Here is a 17,441-nt window from a genome sequence, read left to right on the forward strand (position 1 = left end):
GACTCCTTGTCACCCGTCCACCGCTGCTGGATCAGGCCGGCTCGAACCACGCTCACTGATTTCCTCCTTCGTTGTGGACAAGGGCATGGAGAAGGCGGCGAAGACGACGAACGCGCCGACGAAGCCGACCACCCAGTTGTAGTCGTAAAGCGGCTTGAGGAACGGGATCAGCCCGTCCGCCGGGAACGGCCCGCCATAGGCGCCACCGACCGCGAGGACGGCTCCCACCAGCGTGGCGACCAGCGCCCGCCAGTTCCAACCGCCGCTGAACCAATACACCCCATCGGGTGTGTAGAGGTCCTTCAGCCGCAGCTTCGTGCGGTTGATGACCCAGTAGCCGGCGACGAGCACCCCGGCGACCGCGCCGAGCAGGCCGCCGTAGAAGCCGAGCCAGGCGAAGATGTAGATGTTCGGGTCGGAGTACAGCCGCCACGGCTGGATGAGGACGCCGATGACGCCGGTGATGCCGCCGCCGATCGCGAACGTGATCTTCTTCGGGAACGCGTTCGAGAAGTCGTAGGACGGGCTGACGACGTTGGCCGCGAGGTTCGCCGAGATCGTGGCCAGCACCAGGGCGACCAGCGCGACGACGACCACGGCCGGGCTGGTGAACTTGTCGGCCAGCTTCGCCGGGTCCCAGATGTCCTCGCCGTAGAGCACGTGCCCGCCGGACGTCGTCAGGATGGCCACGATCGCGATGAACGTCATCGTCGTCGGCAGGCCGAGGACCTGGCCGCGGACCTGCTTGCGCTGGCTGCCGCCGAAGCGGGTGAAGTCCGGCATGTTGAGCGACAGCGTCGACCAGAACGCGATCATCGCCATCAGCGACGGCGCGAACACCTTCCAGAAGTCCGGGCCCCAGCCGAGCTTGCCGCCGTCGGACAGGATCGGGCCGAGCCCGCCCGCCTTGACCAGCACGTACCCGAGCATGATCAGGAAGCCGACGGACACCAGCGGCGCCGTCCAGTTCTCGAACCGGCGGACCGCCTCCATGCCGCGCCAGATGATGAGCATCTGGCCGATCCAGAAGACCACGAAGGACAGCCAGAGCGTCCAGTGCTGCCCGGCGATCACGGTCGAGTCGCGCCACCACGAGCCGAGCAGGCGCCCGAGGATGACGTAGATGGCCTCGCCGCCGACCCACGTCTGGATGCCGAACCAGCCGCACGCGATGAACGCGCGCAGCAGCGCGGCCAGGTTCGCGCCGCGCAGGCCGTAGAACGCGCGGGCGAACACCGGGAACGGGATGCCGTACTTCGTGCCGGCGTGGCTGTTGAGCAGCATCGGAACCAGCACGATCAGGTTGCCGATCGTGATCGTGATCAGCGCCTGCACCCAGTTCATGCCGAGCGCGATGAGCGACGCGGCCAGGGCGTAGCTGGGGATATTGTGCGCCATCCCCATCCAGAGCGCGAAGTAGTTGTAGGTGGTCCAGGTCCGTTTTTCGACGGGGACGGGGGCCAGCTCTTCGTTGAAGAACCGGCTGCCTTCGAGAGACCCGACGTCAGCGGGGTCGAGCTCGACCCGGCCGTCGTCGTGCACGCGCTGGTCTGCGGGTGTCGGCGCCATTGCGGAATCCTGCGCGCCTGCTCAGCGCCGGGGCAACGGCAGTCTGTTCACTCTTCGCTGATCAGGAGTGCAGTCTGTCGATTGCGCGAACGGGCTCCCGAGTGCATGACCTGCGTCACACATCTGGGCGCAACGAACCGGCAAAGCGGGTGAAACGTCTGCACAAGATCTCCACACTTCACGCGAACCGTCTCCACCGGGGGTGCATAGGGTCGTGGCCATGGAACTGGGTGGGCGGCGGGTGCTGGTCGTCGAGGACGACGTCACGATCGCCGCGTCGATCGCGGCCCGGCTGCGGGCCGAGGGGTTCACGGTGGACGTCGCCCACGACGGGCCGGCGGCGGTCGAGGCGGACACGGCTTCCGAGCCGGACCTGGTCGTGCTGGACGTGATGCTCCCGGGGTTCGACGGCCTGGAGGTCTGCCGCCGGATCCAGGGGCGGCGCCCGGTGCCGGTGCTCATGCTGACCGCGCGCGCCGACGAGACGGACATGCTGGTCGGGTTGGGCGTCGGCGCCGACGACTACCTCACGAAGCCGTTCTCGATGCGGGTGCTGACGGCGCGGGTGCACGCGCTGCTGCGGCGGGTGGAGCGCTCGTCGGCCGGTGCTTCCGGCGCCCGGATCGTGCTGGGCGACCTCGAGATCGACGTCGACCAGCGGCGCGTCGCGCGGGCGGGCGTCGCGGCGCAGCTGACGCCGATCGAGTTCGACCTGCTGGTGCACTTCGCGCGGCGGCCGCGGGTGGTGCAGCCGCGGGAAAGGCTGCTGTCGGAGGTGTGGGACTGGGACGTCCACGGCATGTCCGCGGGCACCCGCGCGGTGGACAGCCACATCAAGGCGCTGCGGCGGAAGCTCGGCGCGGACCTCATCCGGACCGTGCACGGCGTCGGCTACGCGTTGGAGGCGGGATCGTGAACCTCGTGCCCCGGCCGCTCGACCGGATCCGGTCGATCAAGCTGAAGCTGGCGATCCTGATGGTGGCGTCCGGCGGGATCGCGTTCGCGTTCTTCAACTGGCAGATCGGTTGGCTGCCGCCGAGGACGACGATCACCGCGATGGTGCTGGCACTGGTGTTGTCGCAGGTGCTGGCCCACGGGATGACGCGGCCGTTGCGGGAGATGACGGCGGCGGCGCGCGCGATGGCGAAGGGCGACTACACGCGCCGGATCCGCGCGACCACGCGGGACGAGGTGGGCTCGCTGGCGTCCGCGTTCAACCAGATGGCGGGCGACCTCGGGGACGCGGACCGGCAGCGGCGCGAGCTGATCGCGAACGTGTCCCACGAGCTGCGGACGCCGATCACGGCGTTGAGCGGGGTGCTGGAGAACCTGGTCGACGGGGTCGAAGATCCGGATCCCGCGACGTTGAAGACGGCGCTGCAGCAGACCGAGCGCCTGGCGACGCTGGTGGACGAGCTCCTGGACCTTTCGCGCCTCGACGCGGGCGCGATCCCGCTGCACAAGACGTCGTTCCCGCTTTCGTCGTTGCTTTCGGAGGCGGTCTCCGAGGCGGCTTTGGTGCGCGGGGTGACGTTCTCGGTGTCGGTCTCGCCGCCGGACGCTGTGGTGACGGCGGACCGGGGCCGGCTGTTCCAGGTGGTGGCGAACCTGCTGGAGAACGCGGCCCGCCACGGCCCGGCGGGTGGCTCGGTCGAGGTGCTGGCGGAGGTCCGGCCGGGCGAAGTGCGCATCGACGTGTGCGACGAGGGGCCGGGCATCGCGCCGGCGGACCGGGTGCGGGTGTTCGAGCGGTTCACGCGGGGGGAGCGCTTGACCGGCGGGGGGACCGGGCTGGGGTTGGCGATCGCCCGGTGGGCGGTCGAGCTGCACGGGGGCACGATCGAGGCCGTGGGGGCCGGGAGCCGGATCCGGGTGACGCTTCCGACGGGGTAGCCCCGGGGCGCTGACTTGAACGGGTCGTTCCTGAGCTTCCGACGGTGGGCGCGGCGGGTATGAGGCGGCCGGTCCCGGCACTCGGCACGGTGACGGCTCGGGTCGGCCATGATCATTTGCGAATGCGAACGAGAGTTGGGGACGATGCCGAAGAGCAAGATCGGTCAGCCGGGCGCGGAGAAGGGCGTACCGCGGGGCAAGCGGCCGGCGGGAGGCGATCACGGGGGTGGCCGGGCTGCCGATGGCTCGCGGGCCGGGGGAGTTGCCGCGCACGGCGTCGCGTCGGGTGGCCGGGCTGCCGATGGCTCGCCGGCCGCCGGAGTCGCGGCGGGTGGTGGGGTTGCCGTTGCCGCTCCTCCCGTCCTCCTCCGGCAGCTGCCGCCGCCGAAATCCGCCGTGATCCCGCTGCCGCCGGCCGTTCTTCCGGCCGCCGGTCTCGCCGGGATCGGCGCGGCTCTCGTGCTGCCCGTCGACCGGCCCGGGGTCGGGTGGTTGCTCGCCGGGCTGGCCGTCACCGCGGCCGTCTTCTTCGCCGATCGGCGGTCGTCGCCCGGTGCCGGGTCCTTCACCTGGGCCAACGCCGGGTGGGCCTTGCTCGCCCTCGCCCTGCTCGGGATGGGGACCGTGCGGGCGTCCGGGTGGCTGTTCGTCCTCTGCGTGCTCGGCGCCGCCGTCACGGGATCGCTGGCCGTCGTGGGGAAGCGGACCGTCAACTCGGTCTTGTACGACATGCTCGCCGTCCCGCTCGAAGCGTTGCGTGCGGTTCCGTGGGCCGGCCGCGGGGTGGGACGGTTCGCCGCCCGCCGCGACGGCGTCGCCCGGCGGATCGCCCTTGCTGTGCTTGCCGCGGCTGCGCTCGTCGCCGTCTTCGTTCCGCTGCTGGCCAGTGCCGATGTCGCCTTCGCCGCCGTGGTCAGCGCTGTCGTTCCCGATCTCAGTGTCGACGTGCTCGTGCGGTGGTGCTGCGTCTTCACTGTCGTCGCGTTGCTCGTCGCCGGGGCCTGCTACTTCCTCGCCTCGCCACCGCATTGCGCGACCGAAGAGCGTCCACACCGGACTCGGTACGGTCTGGAATGGACGGTCCCGCTCACCGTTCTCATCGTGCTGTTCAGCGTTTTCGTCGGCGTCCGGCTGGTCGTGCTGTTCGGGGGCACCGAGTACGTCCTGCGCACGAGCAACCTGACGTCCGCCGAGTACGCGCGCGGCGGCTTCTGGCAGCTGTGCACCGTCACCGTGCTGACCCTGGGCATCGTCGCCGCGGCGCTGCGGTGGGCGCCGAACGTCGCCAAGACCGACCGGCTCCGGCAGCGCGTCCTGCTCGGGGCGCTGAGCGGGCTCAGCCTGGTGCTCGTCGGGTCGGCGTTGAGTCGCATGTGGACGTACCAGGAGGCGTACGGGTTCACCGTCCTGCGGCTGCTCGTCGAGGTCTGCGAACTGTGGTTCGGCGCGGTGTTCGTGCTGGTGTGCGCGTCGCTGGTGAAGCTCCGCTCGACGTGGCTGCCCCGCGCGGCGATCGGCACCGCCGCCGCCGCGCTGCTGGTCCTCGCTGTTCTCGACCCCGAACGGCTGATCGCCGACGCCAACCTCGACCGCGCGGCCGCCGGCAAGCCCCTGGACCACGGCTACCTGGCCGGCTTCTCGACGGACGTGGTCCCGGTGGTGTCGGCCCGGCTGCCGGAGCCGCTGCGGACGTGCGTCCTGCGCCAGGTCCTCGCGGGCGACACCCCGGACGGCTGGCCGGCGTGGAACCTGAGCCGCGCGAGCGCCCGCGAGGTGACGCTCGGTTCCTGCTGAACCACCGGAGCGCGCGGTGCGTAGTTAAAAGCAATGCGCGGAAGCCACCGGGCCGTCGTGGGGGCGCCCCGGCGGCTTCCGCGCGCCAACCCGGGCCACGAAGGCCTCCCACGATCGGGTGGTGACGGAGAGCGTGCCGCCGGCAGGATCCTTGCTGTCGCGGATCTGCGACAGGCCGGCGAGGCGCACCTCGACGCATTCGTGCTCTCCGCTGTAGGACGACTTCCGCCAGCTCAATTCAGGCCTCCAGTTCGGCGAGCACCCCCTGGATGAGCCGCTCGGACTCGGACTCGCTCAGTGCCAGGGCCGACAGGCTTTCGGCGGCCGAGCGGTAGTCGGCCACGTGTTCGCGATGGTAGAGATAACCGTTGCCGCGGTACAGCTCCAGGTAAACGATGGGCGGCAGGTCTGCGAAGTCGAAGATGACGAAAGGCCCGTACAGCCCAGGGTGATGGCCGCACCCCTCCGGCAGCACGCGAACCGAGACGTTCCGGGCGCGGGAAACCGCCAGCACGTGGCGGAGCTGTTCGGCCATCACCTCTCGGCCGCCGATGTTCAGGTGCAACACCGCTTCGCCGAGCACGGCGCGGAACGGCAGGGCATGGCGGCTGCTGAGCACCTCGCGGCGGGCGAGCCGGCGCATCACCCGCTCTTCGATGTCCGCCTTCGCTCGCGGCGTGGTGGCGAAAAGCGCGCGAATGTAGGCGGGGGTCTGCAGCAGGCCGGGCACCAGGCTCGGTGCCCACTGCACCATGGCGCTTGCAGTCCGCTCGTACTCGACGAATGTTGCCGCGGCGAGCCAGTCGGGCTCGTTCGCGTGGCGGACCAGGTCGAAGAGCCGAGCGCGTTCGTCGGGCGCCACCCGGAGCACGGCGAGGATCGTCGCGACCTCTTCGGGCCTCGGCACGCGTTTGCCGTGTTCCCAGTTGGAGATCTCTTGCGGCGACAACTGAGCCAGCCGGGCGAGTTCCCGGACCCCGAGCTTTCGGGCCAGCCGAGCCTTCTTCATACCGAAGCCCAAGGCTCGAGCCCTGGGCGTGGCGAACGGTGGTGACATGGACACAGCCTGCCCACGCGCAGGCCGTGCCCGGTCGGGCGACCAACCGTTTCCTGTAGCGGAACAGCGTCAGAACGCGAAGACGCCGTCCGAGTCTCGGTCCGCTTCGCACCGGTTCGCATACGTCATCCGGAACGTCACCGGCTTGCCTCGCCACGAACCGACCGCCGTCACGTCCACCGGGGCGTAGATCAGCGTGCACATCTGGTGGCGTGACTGGATCCGGGAGAAGTCGCCGCCGGCGGTCGTCAACACCGCGCATGCCTTGTCGTGCTTGGGGTGCGTGCCGCCCGCCGGGTCGCACGTCAGGACCACCGAACCGATCCGGTTGGCCGTGTCGTGGGTGGTGAGCTGCAGCGTCGACGCCGGCGGCTGCGCGGGCGCGAGGCAGCTCAAGCTCATCAAGCAGGCTGCGAAGGGGAGTAGGGCCATATCGGTTCCATCGGCAGCCCGGGGTCGATCACTGTGCTCCACGTCCGGGTGAGTCTTCTTCGCTCGACCGAGTGAGGTCCGCCGCCAGCAGTGCGACGTAGAGCGAGAGCATCGACTCCGGGTCCTCCAGCCGGACGCCGAGGACCTGCTCGATCCGGGCCAGCTGCTGGTAGTAAGCCGTCCGTGAGGTGTGCGCCGCCGCGGCCGCCGCCGACTTGTTGCCGCCCTGCTCGCAGTAGTGCCGCAACGCCTGGACCAGCCGGCTGCCGGACGCCGCGTCGCGCTGCAGCAACGGCCCCAGCTCCCGTTGGGCGAACGCCGTCACGCGCTCGTCGCCGGACAACAAGTGCAGCAAGCCGCGCAGCCTCACGTCGGACAGCCGGTGCAGAACCCGTTCGGATCCGGTCCCCAAGGCAGCCGCCGCGACCTGGCCGGCTTCCAGCAAAGTCCGGCCCGCTTCGGCCGGCGAAAGCACCGTCGTGCCGACCGCGAGCACGCCCGGCGCGCTGCCGCGGGCCTCGTGGACGTCGGTCGCGAGCCGGTGCAGCACGGTGTCCGCGTTCGCCTCCGGCGACAGCGCGATCAGCGCCCGCACCCCCAGCTCGTCGGTCGCCACCAGCGCCGACACCTTCGCGCGGCGCGCCGCCAGGACCGTCGCCTCGGCCAGCTCGCGCAGCACCGGCGGCGTGGACAGCGCAGGCCGGTTGCCGGCCAACCGGGGCCGGACCGCCAGCCCGACCAGCTGCCGCCCGGCCAGGGGCACGGCCAGCGCCGACGCGCGCGCCAGCAGCTCCGCCGACGGCGCCGGCGACGCGAGCAGCTCGTTGAGCACCGCGCGGTGGGCCTGCCGCTCCAGGCCGTCGGAGTCCTTGGCGACCAGCCGGTGCACGGCCAGCGCGGACGCGGCCCGCTCGGCGACCACCCGGTGCCGGTGCGGCGGCTGGTCGGCGCAGACGACGACGAGGCGCCCCCAGTCGTGCCCGCGCGCGCCGACGACGGTCACCAGCCAGCCCGAAGCCGCGTGGTAGCCGGTCCGCTCGCCCAGCTGCACCACCCGCGACCGGGACGGCCAGCCGGTGAGCAGGTCGGCCGGATCGGTGCCGGCCGCGTCGTAGGCGAGGACCTCGTGCGAGAGCGTCTCCAGCACCACCGGCTGCTCGGTCAGCCGCGCGACCTCGCCGAGGACGACGCCGGGTTCGGCACCCGCGACCGTCAGCGCGGTGAACGTCTCGTGGACGCGCTCGGCGGCGCGCAGCTCGGCGACCTGGGCGTCGACGATCTGGCCGTTCACCGCCTCGGTGACGCTCACGTACCGCGTCTCGCGCGAGAGCGTCACCAGCGGCAGGCCGTGCTTCTCGGCCGCGTCGACCAGCGCGGCGGGCAGCTTGTCGCTCCAGTGCCGGACCAGCTCGATCACCAGGCCGGCGGCGCCGACGCCGGCCAGGTCGGCGACGTAGCGGGCGAGCGCCGGGCCGTCGTCGGGCAGCGCGACGCCGGTCGTCAGCACCAGCTCGCCGCCGCGCAGCAGGTGCGCGATGTCGGCGACCTCGGCGACGTGCGCCCAGCGCACCGGGGCGTCGAGCCCGGCCGTGCCGGCGACGACGTGCGGACGGCCCTGGCGCAGCACCGGCAGCGCGAGCACCTCGGCGACGGTCGGGTACATGGCTCCTCGCGGTCTTACAGCTCCTCGCGGTCTGATCGGCAGGGACAGACTGTACGGCCGGGACGGTGAGTCCGTACACGTTGTCGATGGCGTTGGCGTGGCGCCCGACCGGAGACTCGCAGGAGACGTCCCCCGAGCGAAGGAGCGCGCGCCGTGACCGACCGCATCAGCCACTGGATCGACGGCAAGCCGTTCACCGGGACCGCCGAGCGCTCGGGCGAGGTGTTCGACCCCGCGACCGGGCAGGTGCGGGCGCACGTCGACTTCGCCGGCGACGCCGAGGTCGAAGCCGCCGTCGCCGCGGCCAAGGCGGCGCTGCCGGGCTGGCGCGGGACCTCGCTGGCCGGCCGGACCCGGGTGCTGTTCGCCTTCCGCGAGCTGCTGTCGGCCCGCAAGCACGAGCTGGCGAAGATCGTCACGAGCGAGCACGGCAAGGTCGAGTCCGACGCGGCGGGCGAGGTCGCGCGGGCGATCGAGAACGTCGAGTACGCCTGCGGCGCCGCCCAGCTGCTCAAGGGTGGGTTCAGCGAGAACGCCTCCACCGGCGTCGACGTCTACTCGATCGCGCAGCCGCTCGGGGTGGTCGGCGTGATCTCGCCGTTCAACTTCCCGGCCATGGTGCCGCTGTGGTTCGTCCCGAACGCGCTGGCCTGCGGCAACACCGTCGTGCTCAAGCCGAGCGAGAAGGACCCGTCGGCGGCGGTGTTCATCGCCGAGCTGTTCGCCGAGGCCGGGCTGCCCGCGGGCGCGCTGAACGTCCTGCACGGCGACAAGGTGGCGGTGGACGGGCTGCTCTCGCACGCCGACGTCAAGGCGATCTCGTTCGTGGGGTCGACGCCGATCGCGCGCTACGTCTACGAAACCGGGACCCGCCACGGCAAGCGCGTGCAGGCGCTCGGCGGGGCGAAGAACCACATGGTCGTCCTGCCCGACGCGGACCTCGACCTGGCCGCCGACGCCGCGGTGTCGGCCGGGTTCGGCTCGGCGGGAGAGCGCTGCATGGCGGTGTCGGTGGTCGTCGCGGTCGACCCGATCGGCGACGACCTCGTCGAAAAGATCACCGAGCGGATGTCCCGGTTGCGCGTCGGCGACGGCCGCGACCCCGAGTCGGAGATGGGACCACTCGTCACGGCGGCACACCACGCCCGGGTCAAGTCCTATGTGGACGCCGGAGTTTCGGAGGGTGCCTCTCTGGTGGTCGACGGCCGCGGGATCGAGGTGGCCGGCGACGGCTTCTGGCTCGGCCCGACGCTGTTCGACCACGTCCGCACGGACATGTCGATCTACACCGACGAGATCTTCGGCCCGGTGCTGTCGGTCGCGCGGACGGCTTCGTACGACGACGCGCTGGAGCTGATCAACGCGAACCCGTACGGCAACGGCGTGGCGATCTTCACCGGCGACGGGGCGTCGGCGCGGCGGTTCCAGAACGAGGTCGAGGTCGGGATGGTCGGCGTGAACGTCCCGATCCCGGTGCCGGTCGGGTACTACTCGTTCGGGGGCTGGAAGGACTCGCTGTTCGGCGACAGCCACGCCTACGGGCCGGAGGGCTTCCACTTCTTCACGCGGACGAAGGTCGTGACGTCGCGGTGGCCGGACCGGTCGCACGCGGGCGTGAACCTGGGCTTCCCGCGCAACTCCTGAGGGTTTCCGGGAATCGTCCGGGGTACTCGCGAGGTTCACCCTCGAGAGCACCCCGGACGACGATGGGACGGACATGAGCGCGAAGAACTCCGGCACTTTCACCATCGGCGGCGACCTTCCGGTCACCCGCCTCGGCTACGGCGCCATGCAGCTCACCGGGCCCGGCGTGTGGGGCGACCCGAAGGATCCGGAGGAAGCAGTCCGCGTGCTGCGGCGCGCGGTCGAGCTGGGCGTCAACCTGATCGACACGGCCGACGCCTACGGCCCGTTCGTCGCCGACCTGCTGATCAAGAAGGCACTGCACCCGTACGCCGACGACCTGGTGATCGCGACCAAGGCCGGCTTCACCCGGCAGGGCCCGAACCAGTGGATCCCGGTCGGGCGGTCCGAGTACCTGCGGCAGCAGGTCGAGCTGAGCCTGCGCCACCTCGGCGTCGACCGGATCGACCTCCTGCAGCTGCACCGGATCGACCCGAAGGTGCCCGTCGCCGAACAGGTCGGCGAGTTGAAGAAGCTGCAGGACGAAGGCAAGATCCGGCACATCGGCCTGTCCGAGGTCAGCGTCGGCGAGCTGCGGGAAGCGCAGCAGACCGCCGAGATCGTCTCCGTGCAGAACCTGTTCAACCTGGCCAACCGCGACGCCGAGCCGCTGCTGGAGCACGCGACCGAGCACGGCATCGCGTTCATCCCGTGGTTCCCGCTGGCCACCGGCGCCCTCGCCGGGGCGGACAGCCCGCTCAGCGCGCTCGCCAAGGAGCACGACGCCTCGCCGTCGCAGCTCGCGCTGGCCTGGCTGCTCAAGCGGTCGCCCGTCGTGCTGCCGATCCCGGGCACGTCGTCGGTCGCGCACCTCGAGGACAACGTCGCGGCGGCGGACATCGAGCTGACCGACGCCGAGTTCGACGCCCTCAGCAAGGCGGTCTAAGCGGGCAGGACGTTGATCAGCAGCTTCGACCGCGGGGCGATCAGCACCGTGTTGACGCGGTCCGGCCGGATCCGCTCGCGGAGCTTCCGCTCCAGCGGGTAGGTCCGGCCGCCCGTCTTCAGGTAGTAGTGCTCGTTGTAGCCCTGGCTGAGCCGGGTGGAGAGCTCGATCGGGTGGTCGCCGCCGGGCCGTTGCCTGCCGCAGTCGTGGGTCCAGCCCGTGGTCGCGACCAGCTGCCCGCTCCGCACGTCCGCCAGCCGGCGCCGGCAGACGAACGCGAACCACGCGGTGATCGCCAGGATCGGGACGAGGGTGCCGAGGACTTCGGCGGCGGTCTCCGCCACGGTGGCGAGCAGCACCGCCACCACGAGACCGGCGACGACCAGGACGGCCGCGACCCAGAAGGTGAAGTCGAGCAGCTTTCCCCGTTGCGAGGGGTGGAGCCGGCCGTGGCGGTTGGCCAGCTCCACCTCGGCCTGCTCGATCACTGGGCCTCGCCTTCGGGGTGTTTCTTCTCGTAGGCCTCTCGGCCTTCGTGATAGCGGTCGATCTGTTCGTTCTCCTGACGGCGGCCCTCGGTCACGACACCGACGGTGTCCGCCGTGCTCCACCCCGGATAGCCGCCGGCCTTCTGCCACTCCGCCGGCTTGAGCGCGCTGCGGCCGTCCTCCGAGTACTTGTCGCCGAGGCCTTCGACCTTTTCTCGGCCGGGGACATGTGACTCGGCGGCGTCGCTCCACCCCTTCGCCGTCTCCTCGGCCGACTTCGCCTCCTTGCCCGCCTGCTTGAGCTCGTTGGCCTTGCGCTCGATGTTCGCGGCCGTGTCGACGCTCTTGTCCACGAGCTTGTCGACGCCCTTGCCCACCTTCTTCAGCGCGTTCGCCGCGCCTTCGAGGGCCGCCTTCGACTTGCCCGCGCCCTTCGCCAGGCTCTCCAGCTTCTCGACGACCTTCGTGATGCGCGTGCTGATCTTCTCGGCGAGCACGCCGCCCTCCACGACCGTGTCGGCGATGAACGCCGCGACCGTGCCGCCGAAGGTGCACCACGACGCGGCCAGCGCGGCCACGGCTTTGACGATCAGCTCGCCGACGAACGACGAGATCATGTCGCGGATCAGCCCGCGCTCGGTGCCGACCAGCGCGGCGCCGACGTTCATGGCCGTCGACGCGTCCGAGGCGTGCGACGCCGCGCCGCGCAGGACGCTGACGTAGCTCTCCGCCGTCCGCTGGTAGGCCTCCGCGGAGCCGCAGTCGCTGAAGGACTGCTGGACCTTCTTCGCCTGCTGCTCGTAGCTCTCGGCCGTCTCGGTGAGCGACTTCGAAATGTTCGTCCAGGTCACGGCCTTGGCGGTGACGGCTTCGGGCTTGCCGGCGAGCTTGTCGAGGCCGTCCTTGAGGAAGCTGATGTGCTCGATCAGCCAGCCGACCCCCGCGCCGGCAAGGGTGCCGAGCGGGTCCATCGCCGCGCCGAGCAGGTCGAGGGCATCGGTGCCGACGTCCATCGCGAGGTTGCCCCAGTCGCCGTTGCGGGCGTCGGTGAGCGTCGACGCGGCGTCGTTGAAGATGCCGGCGCCGCTCGTCTGGGCGTTGACGTTGTCGAGCTCGCCCTTCGAGCCGTCGCCCATGCCGGTGGTGAAGCCGCCCGGCGACTCGGCCGTCGCGACCAGCGAGTTCTCGGTCATGCGGGCAGCTCCTTGCCGATGCCTTCGATCAGGCACTTCGTCTTGTGTTCGTGCTCGCGGAACGCCGTGTGCGCGGCCTTCACCCGGTCCGCGACGTCGTGGCCGGCCTCGACGGCCGCGCTCAGGAAGCTGTCGGCGGTGTCCACCCAGCCCTGGATCGGCACCGCGAACACCTGCCCGACCAGCCCGAACGCGTCGAAGTCGAGCGCGCCGGCGGTGCCCGCGGCGTCGACCGCCTGCTGGACCCGGCCGGCGATCTCGCGGATCTCGTCCTCGTGCCCGCCGAGGACGTCGAAGTCGACCTTCATCGCTTCGCCCGCCATCACTGCCCCCGGCGCAGGATCGGGCCGCCGAAGTCGTCGTCGGCGGACGGGTTCCGGGGCGGTTCCCGGCGCGCTTCTTCGGCCGGGAGCTCGGGTTCCGGAATCTGTTCCTGAAGGAATTTCATGGCGTCGCTGTCGGCGCCGATCACCGGCGCCATGACGGCGGTCAGCTGCCGAGCGGCGTCGAGCTGGGCGCGTTTGGCGGTCGCCAGGACGGCCTGCGCGAGCCGGGTGCGCGGCAGCTCGTCGGCGCGCGGGCCGAAGGTGAGTTCCTGCAGCGCACCGCTGGTGTTGACGGTGACCGTGACGGCCCCGTCGGCGCTCGTGGCGGTCGCCGAGACGCGCTCGAGCCGCGCTTTCGCCTCGGCCGCTCGCCGGGCGATTTCGGGCATTCCGGCCGAAGCGGGTTCAGTTCGGTTCACGGCGACCTCGGAAGTCGGGGACTGGCATGTGGATCAGAGGCAGCAAACCGGTTTTCGGTTCCCGTCTCAAGCCGGGAATTCATTTCGGGGAAAACGCATGGGAATTCGTTTGCCCGTTCTTTACCCGGTTCGCGGGGCGACACCCCTGCCCCGGTGGGCGGGGTTGAGCACGACCGGCTCAGGCTTCCGTAAACTCAAGATGAGCAGCGAGCGAGGTAGGTGAGGAACGGTGGCCAACGCGGATGAGCGCCGCTTCGAAGTGCTGCGCGCGATCGTCGCCGACTACGTGTCCAACCAGGAGCCCGTCGGGTCGAAGGCGATCGTCGAGCGGCACAACCTCGGTGTGTCCAGCGCCACCGTGCGCAACGACATGGCCACCCTCGAGGAAGAGGGCTACATCACCCAGCCGCACACCAGCGCCGGCCGCGTGCCGACCGACAAGGGCTACCGCCTCTTCGTCGACCGGCTCTCGGAGATCAAGCCGCTCTCGACCGCCGAACGCAAGGCCATCACCACCTTCCTCGACAGCGGCACCGACCTCGACGACGTCCTCAAGCGCTCGGTCCGGCTGCTCGCGCAGCTGACCCGGCAGGTCGCCGTCGTCCAGTACCCGATGCTGACCAACGCCAAGGTGCGCCACCTCGAAGTGGTGCCGCTCACCCCGGCGCGGCTCATGCTGGTGCTGATCACCGACAACGGCCGCGTCGACCAGCGCACGGTCGACCTCGGCGACGTCGTCACCGAAGAGGACGTCGCCCGGCTGCGGACGGTGCTGAACACGGCCATGTCCGGCCGGCGGCTCAACGACGCCGCCGCGCGCGTCGCCGAGCTGCCCGACCAGGCGCCGGGCGAGCTGCGGGACGCGCTCATCCGCGTCACGACCGTGCTGGTCGAGTCGCTGGCCGAGCACCCGGAAGAACGCCTGGTCCTCGGCGGGACCGCGAACCTCACGCGCAACGTCGCCGACTTCCCGGGCTCGCTGCGCCAAGTCCTCGAAGCCCTCGAGGAGCAGGTGGTCGTGCTCAAGCTGCTGGCCGCCGCGCGCAACCCCGGTGCGATCACGGTGCGCATCGGTGAGGAAAATGAGGACGAGCAGATGCGCAGCACCTCGGTCGTCTCGATCGGCTACGGCCGCGACGACGTGGTGCTCGGCGGCATGGGGGTGGTCGGCCCGACCCGGATGGACTACCCCGGCACGATCGCCGCGGTGCGCGCGGTCGCCAACTACGTGGGGCAGATCCTGCACGGCCGCTGAGCCGGGCAGAGCAGAAGGAGAAGCGAAGACGGTGGCGAGGGACTACTACGGCATCCTCGGGGTGGCGAAGAACGCGAGCGATCAGGACATCAAGCGCGCGTACCGGAAGCTGGCCAGGGAGCTGCACCCCGACGTCAACCCGTCGGAAGACGCCCAGCACAAGTTCGGCGAGGTCACGACGGCCTACGAGGTGCTGTCGGACCCGCAGAAGCGCAAGATCGTCGACCTCGGCGGCGACCCGATGGACAACGGCGCGCGCGGCGGGGGCGGCGGTGACCCCTTCGCCGGCTTCGGCGGCCTCGGCGACATCATGGACGCCTTCTTCGGCGCGGCCGGGGGCGGCGGCGGACGCGGGCGCGGACCCCGCAGCCGCGTCCAGCCCGGCTCCGACGCGCTGATCCGGCTCGGCCTCTCCCTCGAGGAGTGCGCCACCGGCGTCGACAAGGAGATCGCCGTCGACACGGCGATCGTCTGCGACCTCTGCCGCGGCGCCGGCACCAGCGAAGGCACCTCGGTCAAGACGTGCGACACCTGCGGTGGCGCCGGCGAGGTCCAGTCCGTCCAGAGGTCGTTCCTCGGCCAGGTCGTCACCGCCCGCCCGTGCCCGGTCTGCCGCGGCTTCGGCGAGGTCATCCCCGACCCCTGCCGCCAGTGCGGCGGCGACGGCCGCATCCGCGCCCGCCGCAACGTCACCGCCAAGATCCCGCCGGGCGTCGGCGACGGCATGCGCATCCGCCTCTCCGGCCAGGGCGAGGTCGGCCCCGGCGGCGGCCCGGCCGGCGACCTCTACGTCGAGATCGACGAGACGCCGCACGAGGTCTTCGTCCGCCAGGGCCACGACCTGCACTGCAACTTCCGCGTCCCGATGACCACCGCCGCCCTCGGCGCCACGGTGCCGATCGCGACGCTGGTCGACGGCGACTACGAGCTCGACATCGAACCCGGCACCCAGCCCAACGCCGAGCTCGTCCTCACCGGCAAGGGCATGCCGCGGCTGCGGTCCTCCGGGCGCGTCGACGGCCGCGGCGACCTGCACGTCCACATCGACGTCCAGGTGCCGACCAAGCTCGACGAAGCCCAGCGCGAGCTGCTGGTCGAGCTGGCCCAGCAGCGCGGCGAGGAGGCCCCGACCCTCTCGGCCAACGGCACCAAGCACGGCGGCCTGTTCTCCAAGCTGCGCACCAAGAACCACCGCTGACCCCGTGCCCGACACCACCCTGCCGGTCTTCCTCGCCTCCTCCGTGCCCGCTTCCGGGCGCACCGTGCTCGACGGCGAGGAAGCCCGGCACGCGGCCACCGTCCGCCGCCTGCGCGCGGGGGAGCGGCTGGTGCTGTCCGACGGCGCGGGCGCGATGGCCCGCTGCGTCGTCGAAGCCGTCCAGCCCGGCCGGGACGCCGCGCTGACGCTGTCGATCGAGGAAAGCTGGACCGAGGACCCGCCCGCCCTGCGCGTCGTCGTCGCCCAGGCCCTCGCCAAGGGCGACCGCGGCGAACTCGCCGTCGAACTGGCCACCGAGGCCGGCGTCGACGCGATCGTCCCCTGGCGCGCCGCCCGCAGCGTCGCCAAATGGGAAGACGGCGGCCGCGGCGACAAGGCCCTCGCCCGCTGGCGCGCCACCGCCCGCTCCGCCGCCAAACAAGCCCGCCGCGCCCACGTCCCCGACGTCACCGAGGCCGTCAGCACCCACGAGCTCGCCGGCCTCGTGGCCACCATGTCCCTGGCCATCGTCCTCGAATCCGACGTCCCCGACCGCCTCACCGACCTCGACCTCCCCGACACCGGCGACGTCCTCCTCGTCATCGGCCCCGAAGGCGGCATCACCGACGGCGAACTCCACACCCTGCGCGAAGCCGGCGCCCGAGCCGTCCGGCTGGGAACGACCGTGCTGCGCACATCGACGGCAGCGGCCGTCGCCCTCGGAGCGCTGGGCGCCCTCACCGCCCGGTGGCGGTGAAAAGATCACCGGAAAAAAGAAGCCCGATTTTGCGCCCAGTTATGGCGCGATCACACTCCGACCCGTTACTCTCGTTTACTAACGCACCACGCACGGTCTCGGACCGTTACGGACGGTGCGCCACTGGGAAGTTACAAAAGCTCCGCCGGGCACCTCCCCCCTCGGTCCGGCGGCCGCCGCGGATGCGGTAGATCGACCCCCAGGGTCTACCGCTCCGCGGCCCCCTTCCTCTCGCTTCGCTCGACTCAGGCGGCCGCTTCGCGTTCGTTGTGTCTTCTGGGGGTCAAACCCCCAGACCCCCAGCCGGGGGCTTCGCCCCCGGACCCCCCGCGACTCTCGCCCCGTGTCTGTCTGTGTGCCGCGGCTTGTGGTCGGTAGGGTTCTTCCTCATGAGTGAGGATGAGACTCTCTTCGAGCGGATCATTGCTGGTGAGATCCCTGCCGATGTCGTCTACCAGGATGACTCCACCTTTGCCTTCCGGGATATTCGGCCTCAGGCGAAGGTTCACGTCCTTGTTGTGCCCAAGACTCGGTACCGGAATCTTGGGGAGCTTGCTGCTGCCGATCCTCAGCTCCTTGCCGACGTTGCTCTCGCCTGTCGGAAGGTTGCCGAGCTCGAGGGGGTGCTCGAGAGTGGGTATCGGGTGGTGTTCAACACCGATGGAGATGCCGGGCAGACCGTCTTTCATGTTCATGCCCACGTTCTTGGTGGGGAGCCTCTGGGGCTCTTCGGGGCTCCTCAGGAGGACTAGGGAAACCGGCCTGCGTTCTGTCGGTGGGTGCCAGTAGCATCGGTGGGGTCCGTTCTCCCTCACCGAGAAAGCAGGC

At 70.9% G+C, this 17,441-nt stretch carries 18 protein-coding genes; 9 read left to right on the top strand and 9 right to left on the bottom strand.

Annotated features, from left to right (window positions below; translation table 11 throughout):
- Positions 1-9: 9 nt before the first annotated feature.
- Positions 10-1,569, bottom strand: coding sequence for an NCS1 family nucleobase:cation symporter-1 (locus ACIRSS_RS40070; RefSeq protein ID WP_400904589.1), 1,560 nt, complete (start codon positions 1,567-1,569; stop codon positions 10-12).
- A 241-nt stretch (positions 1,570-1,810) separates the two neighbouring features.
- Between ACIRSS_RS40070 and ACIRSS_RS40075 the strand changes: the two genes are divergently transcribed.
- The 3 genes from ACIRSS_RS40075 (at position 1,811) to ACIRSS_RS40085 (ending at position 5,256) form a co-directional block, all read left to right on the top strand.
- Positions 1,811-2,485: a response regulator transcription factor gene (locus ACIRSS_RS40075; RefSeq protein WP_400905876.1), complete on the top strand. Its 675-nt coding sequence runs from the start codon at positions 1,811-1,813 to the stop codon at positions 2,483-2,485.
- Positions 2,482-3,462 carry an ATP-binding protein gene (locus ACIRSS_RS40080; protein WP_400904591.1) on the top strand — a complete coding sequence of 327 codons (981 nt, stop codon included), beginning with the start codon at positions 2,482-2,484 and terminating at the stop codon, positions 3,460-3,462. The genes ACIRSS_RS40075 and ACIRSS_RS40080 overlap by 4 nt, the downstream gene beginning before the upstream one ends.
- A 375-nt stretch (positions 3,463-3,837) precedes the next feature.
- Complete coding sequence (locus tag ACIRSS_RS40085; protein WP_400905879.1) at positions 3,838-5,256, top strand: DUF4153 domain-containing protein; 1,419 nt, start codon at positions 3,838-3,840, stop codon at positions 5,254-5,256.
- Positions 5,257-5,280: 24 nt separating this feature from the next.
- On the opposite strand, the gene ACIRSS_RS40090 is transcribed toward ACIRSS_RS40085, so the two are convergent.
- From ACIRSS_RS40090 to ACIRSS_RS40105, 4 genes are all read right to left on the bottom strand, one after another.
- Positions 5,281-5,493: a DUF397 domain-containing protein gene (locus ACIRSS_RS40090; RefSeq protein ID WP_400904592.1), complete on the bottom strand. Its 213-nt coding sequence runs from the start codon at positions 5,491-5,493 to the stop codon at positions 5,281-5,283.
- A gap of 1 nt (position 5,494) precedes the next feature.
- Positions 5,495-6,313: a helix-turn-helix domain-containing protein gene (locus ACIRSS_RS40095; protein WP_400904593.1), complete on the bottom strand. Its 819-nt coding sequence runs from the start codon at positions 6,311-6,313 to the stop codon at positions 5,495-5,497.
- Positions 6,314-6,382: 69 nt separating this feature from the next.
- Entirely contained in the window at positions 6,383-6,715 is a 333-nt protein-coding gene (locus tag ACIRSS_RS40100) for an SSI family serine proteinase inhibitor (protein WP_400904595.1), read from the bottom strand.
- 58 nt (positions 6,716-6,773) lie between these two features.
- A complete protein-coding gene (locus ACIRSS_RS40105; protein ID WP_400904597.1) occupies positions 6,774-8,408 on the bottom strand; it encodes a PucR family transcriptional regulator in 1,635 nt (544 codons plus the stop codon).
- A gap of 153 nt (positions 8,409-8,561) precedes the next feature.
- Here ACIRSS_RS40105 and ACIRSS_RS40110 point away from each other — a divergent pair, with 153 nt between their 5' ends.
- Together ACIRSS_RS40110 and ACIRSS_RS40115 are read left to right on the top strand one after the other, a co-directional pair.
- The gene (locus tag ACIRSS_RS40110) at positions 8,562-10,052 is read left to right on the top strand and encodes a CoA-acylating methylmalonate-semialdehyde dehydrogenase (RefSeq protein WP_400904599.1); all 1,491 of its coding nucleotides are present in this window, start codon (positions 8,562-8,564) and stop codon (positions 10,050-10,052) included.
- A gap of 73 nt (positions 10,053-10,125) precedes the next feature.
- Positions 10,126-10,977, top strand: coding sequence for an aldo/keto reductase (locus tag ACIRSS_RS40115; RefSeq protein WP_400904601.1), 852 nt, complete (start codon positions 10,126-10,128; stop codon positions 10,975-10,977).
- Here the strand turns inward: ACIRSS_RS40115 and ACIRSS_RS40120 are convergent.
- The 4 genes from ACIRSS_RS40120 to ACIRSS_RS40135 are packed head-to-tail and all read right to left on the bottom strand — an operon-like array spanning position 10,974 to position 13,373.
- Positions 10,974-11,465, bottom strand: a complete 492-nt coding sequence (locus ACIRSS_RS40120; protein WP_400904603.1) for a hypothetical protein — start codon at positions 11,463-11,465, stop codon at positions 10,974-10,976. The two genes, ACIRSS_RS40115 and ACIRSS_RS40120, sit on opposite strands and share 4 nt — an antisense overlap.
- Complete coding sequence (locus tag ACIRSS_RS40125) at positions 11,462-12,658, bottom strand: hypothetical protein (RefSeq protein WP_400904605.1); 1,197 nt, start codon at positions 12,656-12,658, stop codon at positions 11,462-11,464. Before ACIRSS_RS40125 ends, ACIRSS_RS40120 begins: the two co-directional genes overlap by 4 nt.
- Positions 12,655-12,981, bottom strand: coding sequence for a type VII secretion target (locus ACIRSS_RS40130; RefSeq protein ID WP_400904607.1), 327 nt, complete (start codon positions 12,979-12,981; stop codon positions 12,655-12,657). Before ACIRSS_RS40130 ends, ACIRSS_RS40125 begins: the two co-directional genes overlap by 4 nt.
- Entirely contained in the window at positions 12,981-13,373 is a 393-nt protein-coding gene (locus ACIRSS_RS40135; RefSeq protein WP_400904608.1) for a YbaB/EbfC family nucleoid-associated protein, read from the bottom strand. The genes ACIRSS_RS40130 and ACIRSS_RS40135 overlap by 1 nt, the downstream gene beginning before the upstream one ends.
- A gap of 259 nt (positions 13,374-13,632) precedes the next feature.
- Between ACIRSS_RS40135 and hrcA the strand changes: the two genes are divergently transcribed.
- The 4 genes from hrcA to ACIRSS_RS40155 all read left to right on the top strand — a co-directional run bounded on the left by hrcA (position 13,633) and on the right by ACIRSS_RS40155 (position 17,365).
- Positions 13,633-14,658 (top strand): heat-inducible transcriptional repressor HrcA, encoded by a 1,026-nt coding sequence (hrcA, locus tag ACIRSS_RS40140; protein WP_372666713.1) that lies wholly within the window; start codon positions 13,633-13,635, stop codon positions 14,656-14,658.
- 31 nt (positions 14,659-14,689) lie between these two features.
- On the top strand, positions 14,690-15,856 hold the full coding sequence (dnaJ, locus tag ACIRSS_RS40145) for a molecular chaperone DnaJ (protein ID WP_400904610.1): 1,167 nt from the start codon (positions 14,690-14,692) through the stop codon (positions 15,854-15,856).
- Between the two features lie 4 nt (positions 15,857-15,860).
- Positions 15,861-16,613, top strand: coding sequence for a 16S rRNA (uracil(1498)-N(3))-methyltransferase (locus ACIRSS_RS40150; protein ID WP_400904612.1), 753 nt, complete (start codon positions 15,861-15,863; stop codon positions 16,611-16,613).
- 389 nt (positions 16,614-17,002) lie between these two features.
- Complete coding sequence (locus ACIRSS_RS40155; protein WP_400904614.1) at positions 17,003-17,365, top strand: histidine triad nucleotide-binding protein; 363 nt, start codon at positions 17,003-17,005, stop codon at positions 17,363-17,365.
- Positions 17,366-17,441: the final 76 nt, after the last annotated feature.

Source organism: Amycolatopsis sp. NPDC101161 (assembly GCF_044768185.1).
Lineage (GTDB): Bacteria > Actinomycetota > Actinomycetes > Mycobacteriales > Pseudonocardiaceae > Amycolatopsis.

Coding starts and splice junctions, on each gene's coding strand:
- ACIRSS_RS40135 (WP_400904608.1), bottom strand. CDS start 13,373: ATGCCCGAAATCGCCCGGCGAGCGGCCGAGGCGAAAGCGCGGCTCGAG.
- ACIRSS_RS40125 (WP_400904605.1), bottom strand. CDS start 12,658: ATGACCGAGAACTCGCTGGTCGCGACGGCCGAGTCGCCGGGCGGCTTC.
- ACIRSS_RS40105 (WP_400904597.1), bottom strand. CDS start 8,408: ATGTACCCGACCGTCGCCGAGGTGCTCGCGCTGCCGGTGCTGCGCCAG.
- ACIRSS_RS40115 (WP_400904601.1), top strand. CDS start 10,126: ATGAGCGCGAAGAACTCCGGCACTTTCACCATCGGCGGCGACCTTCCG.
- ACIRSS_RS40100 (WP_400904595.1), bottom strand. CDS start 6,715: ATGAGCTTGAGCTGCCTCGCGCCCGCGCAGCCGCCGGCGTCGACGCTG.
- ACIRSS_RS40130 (WP_400904607.1), bottom strand. CDS start 12,981: ATGGCGGGCGAAGCGATGAAGGTCGACTTCGACGTCCTCGGCGGGCAC.
- ACIRSS_RS40155 (WP_400904614.1), top strand. CDS start 17,003: ATGAGTGAGGATGAGACTCTCTTCGAGCGGATCATTGCTGGTGAGATC.
- ACIRSS_RS40095 (WP_400904593.1), bottom strand. CDS start 6,313: ATGTCACCACCGTTCGCCACGCCCAGGGCTCGAGCCTTGGGCTTCGGT.
- ACIRSS_RS40070 (WP_400904589.1), bottom strand. CDS start 1,569: ATGGCGCCGACACCCGCAGACCAGCGCGTGCACGACGACGGCCGGGTC.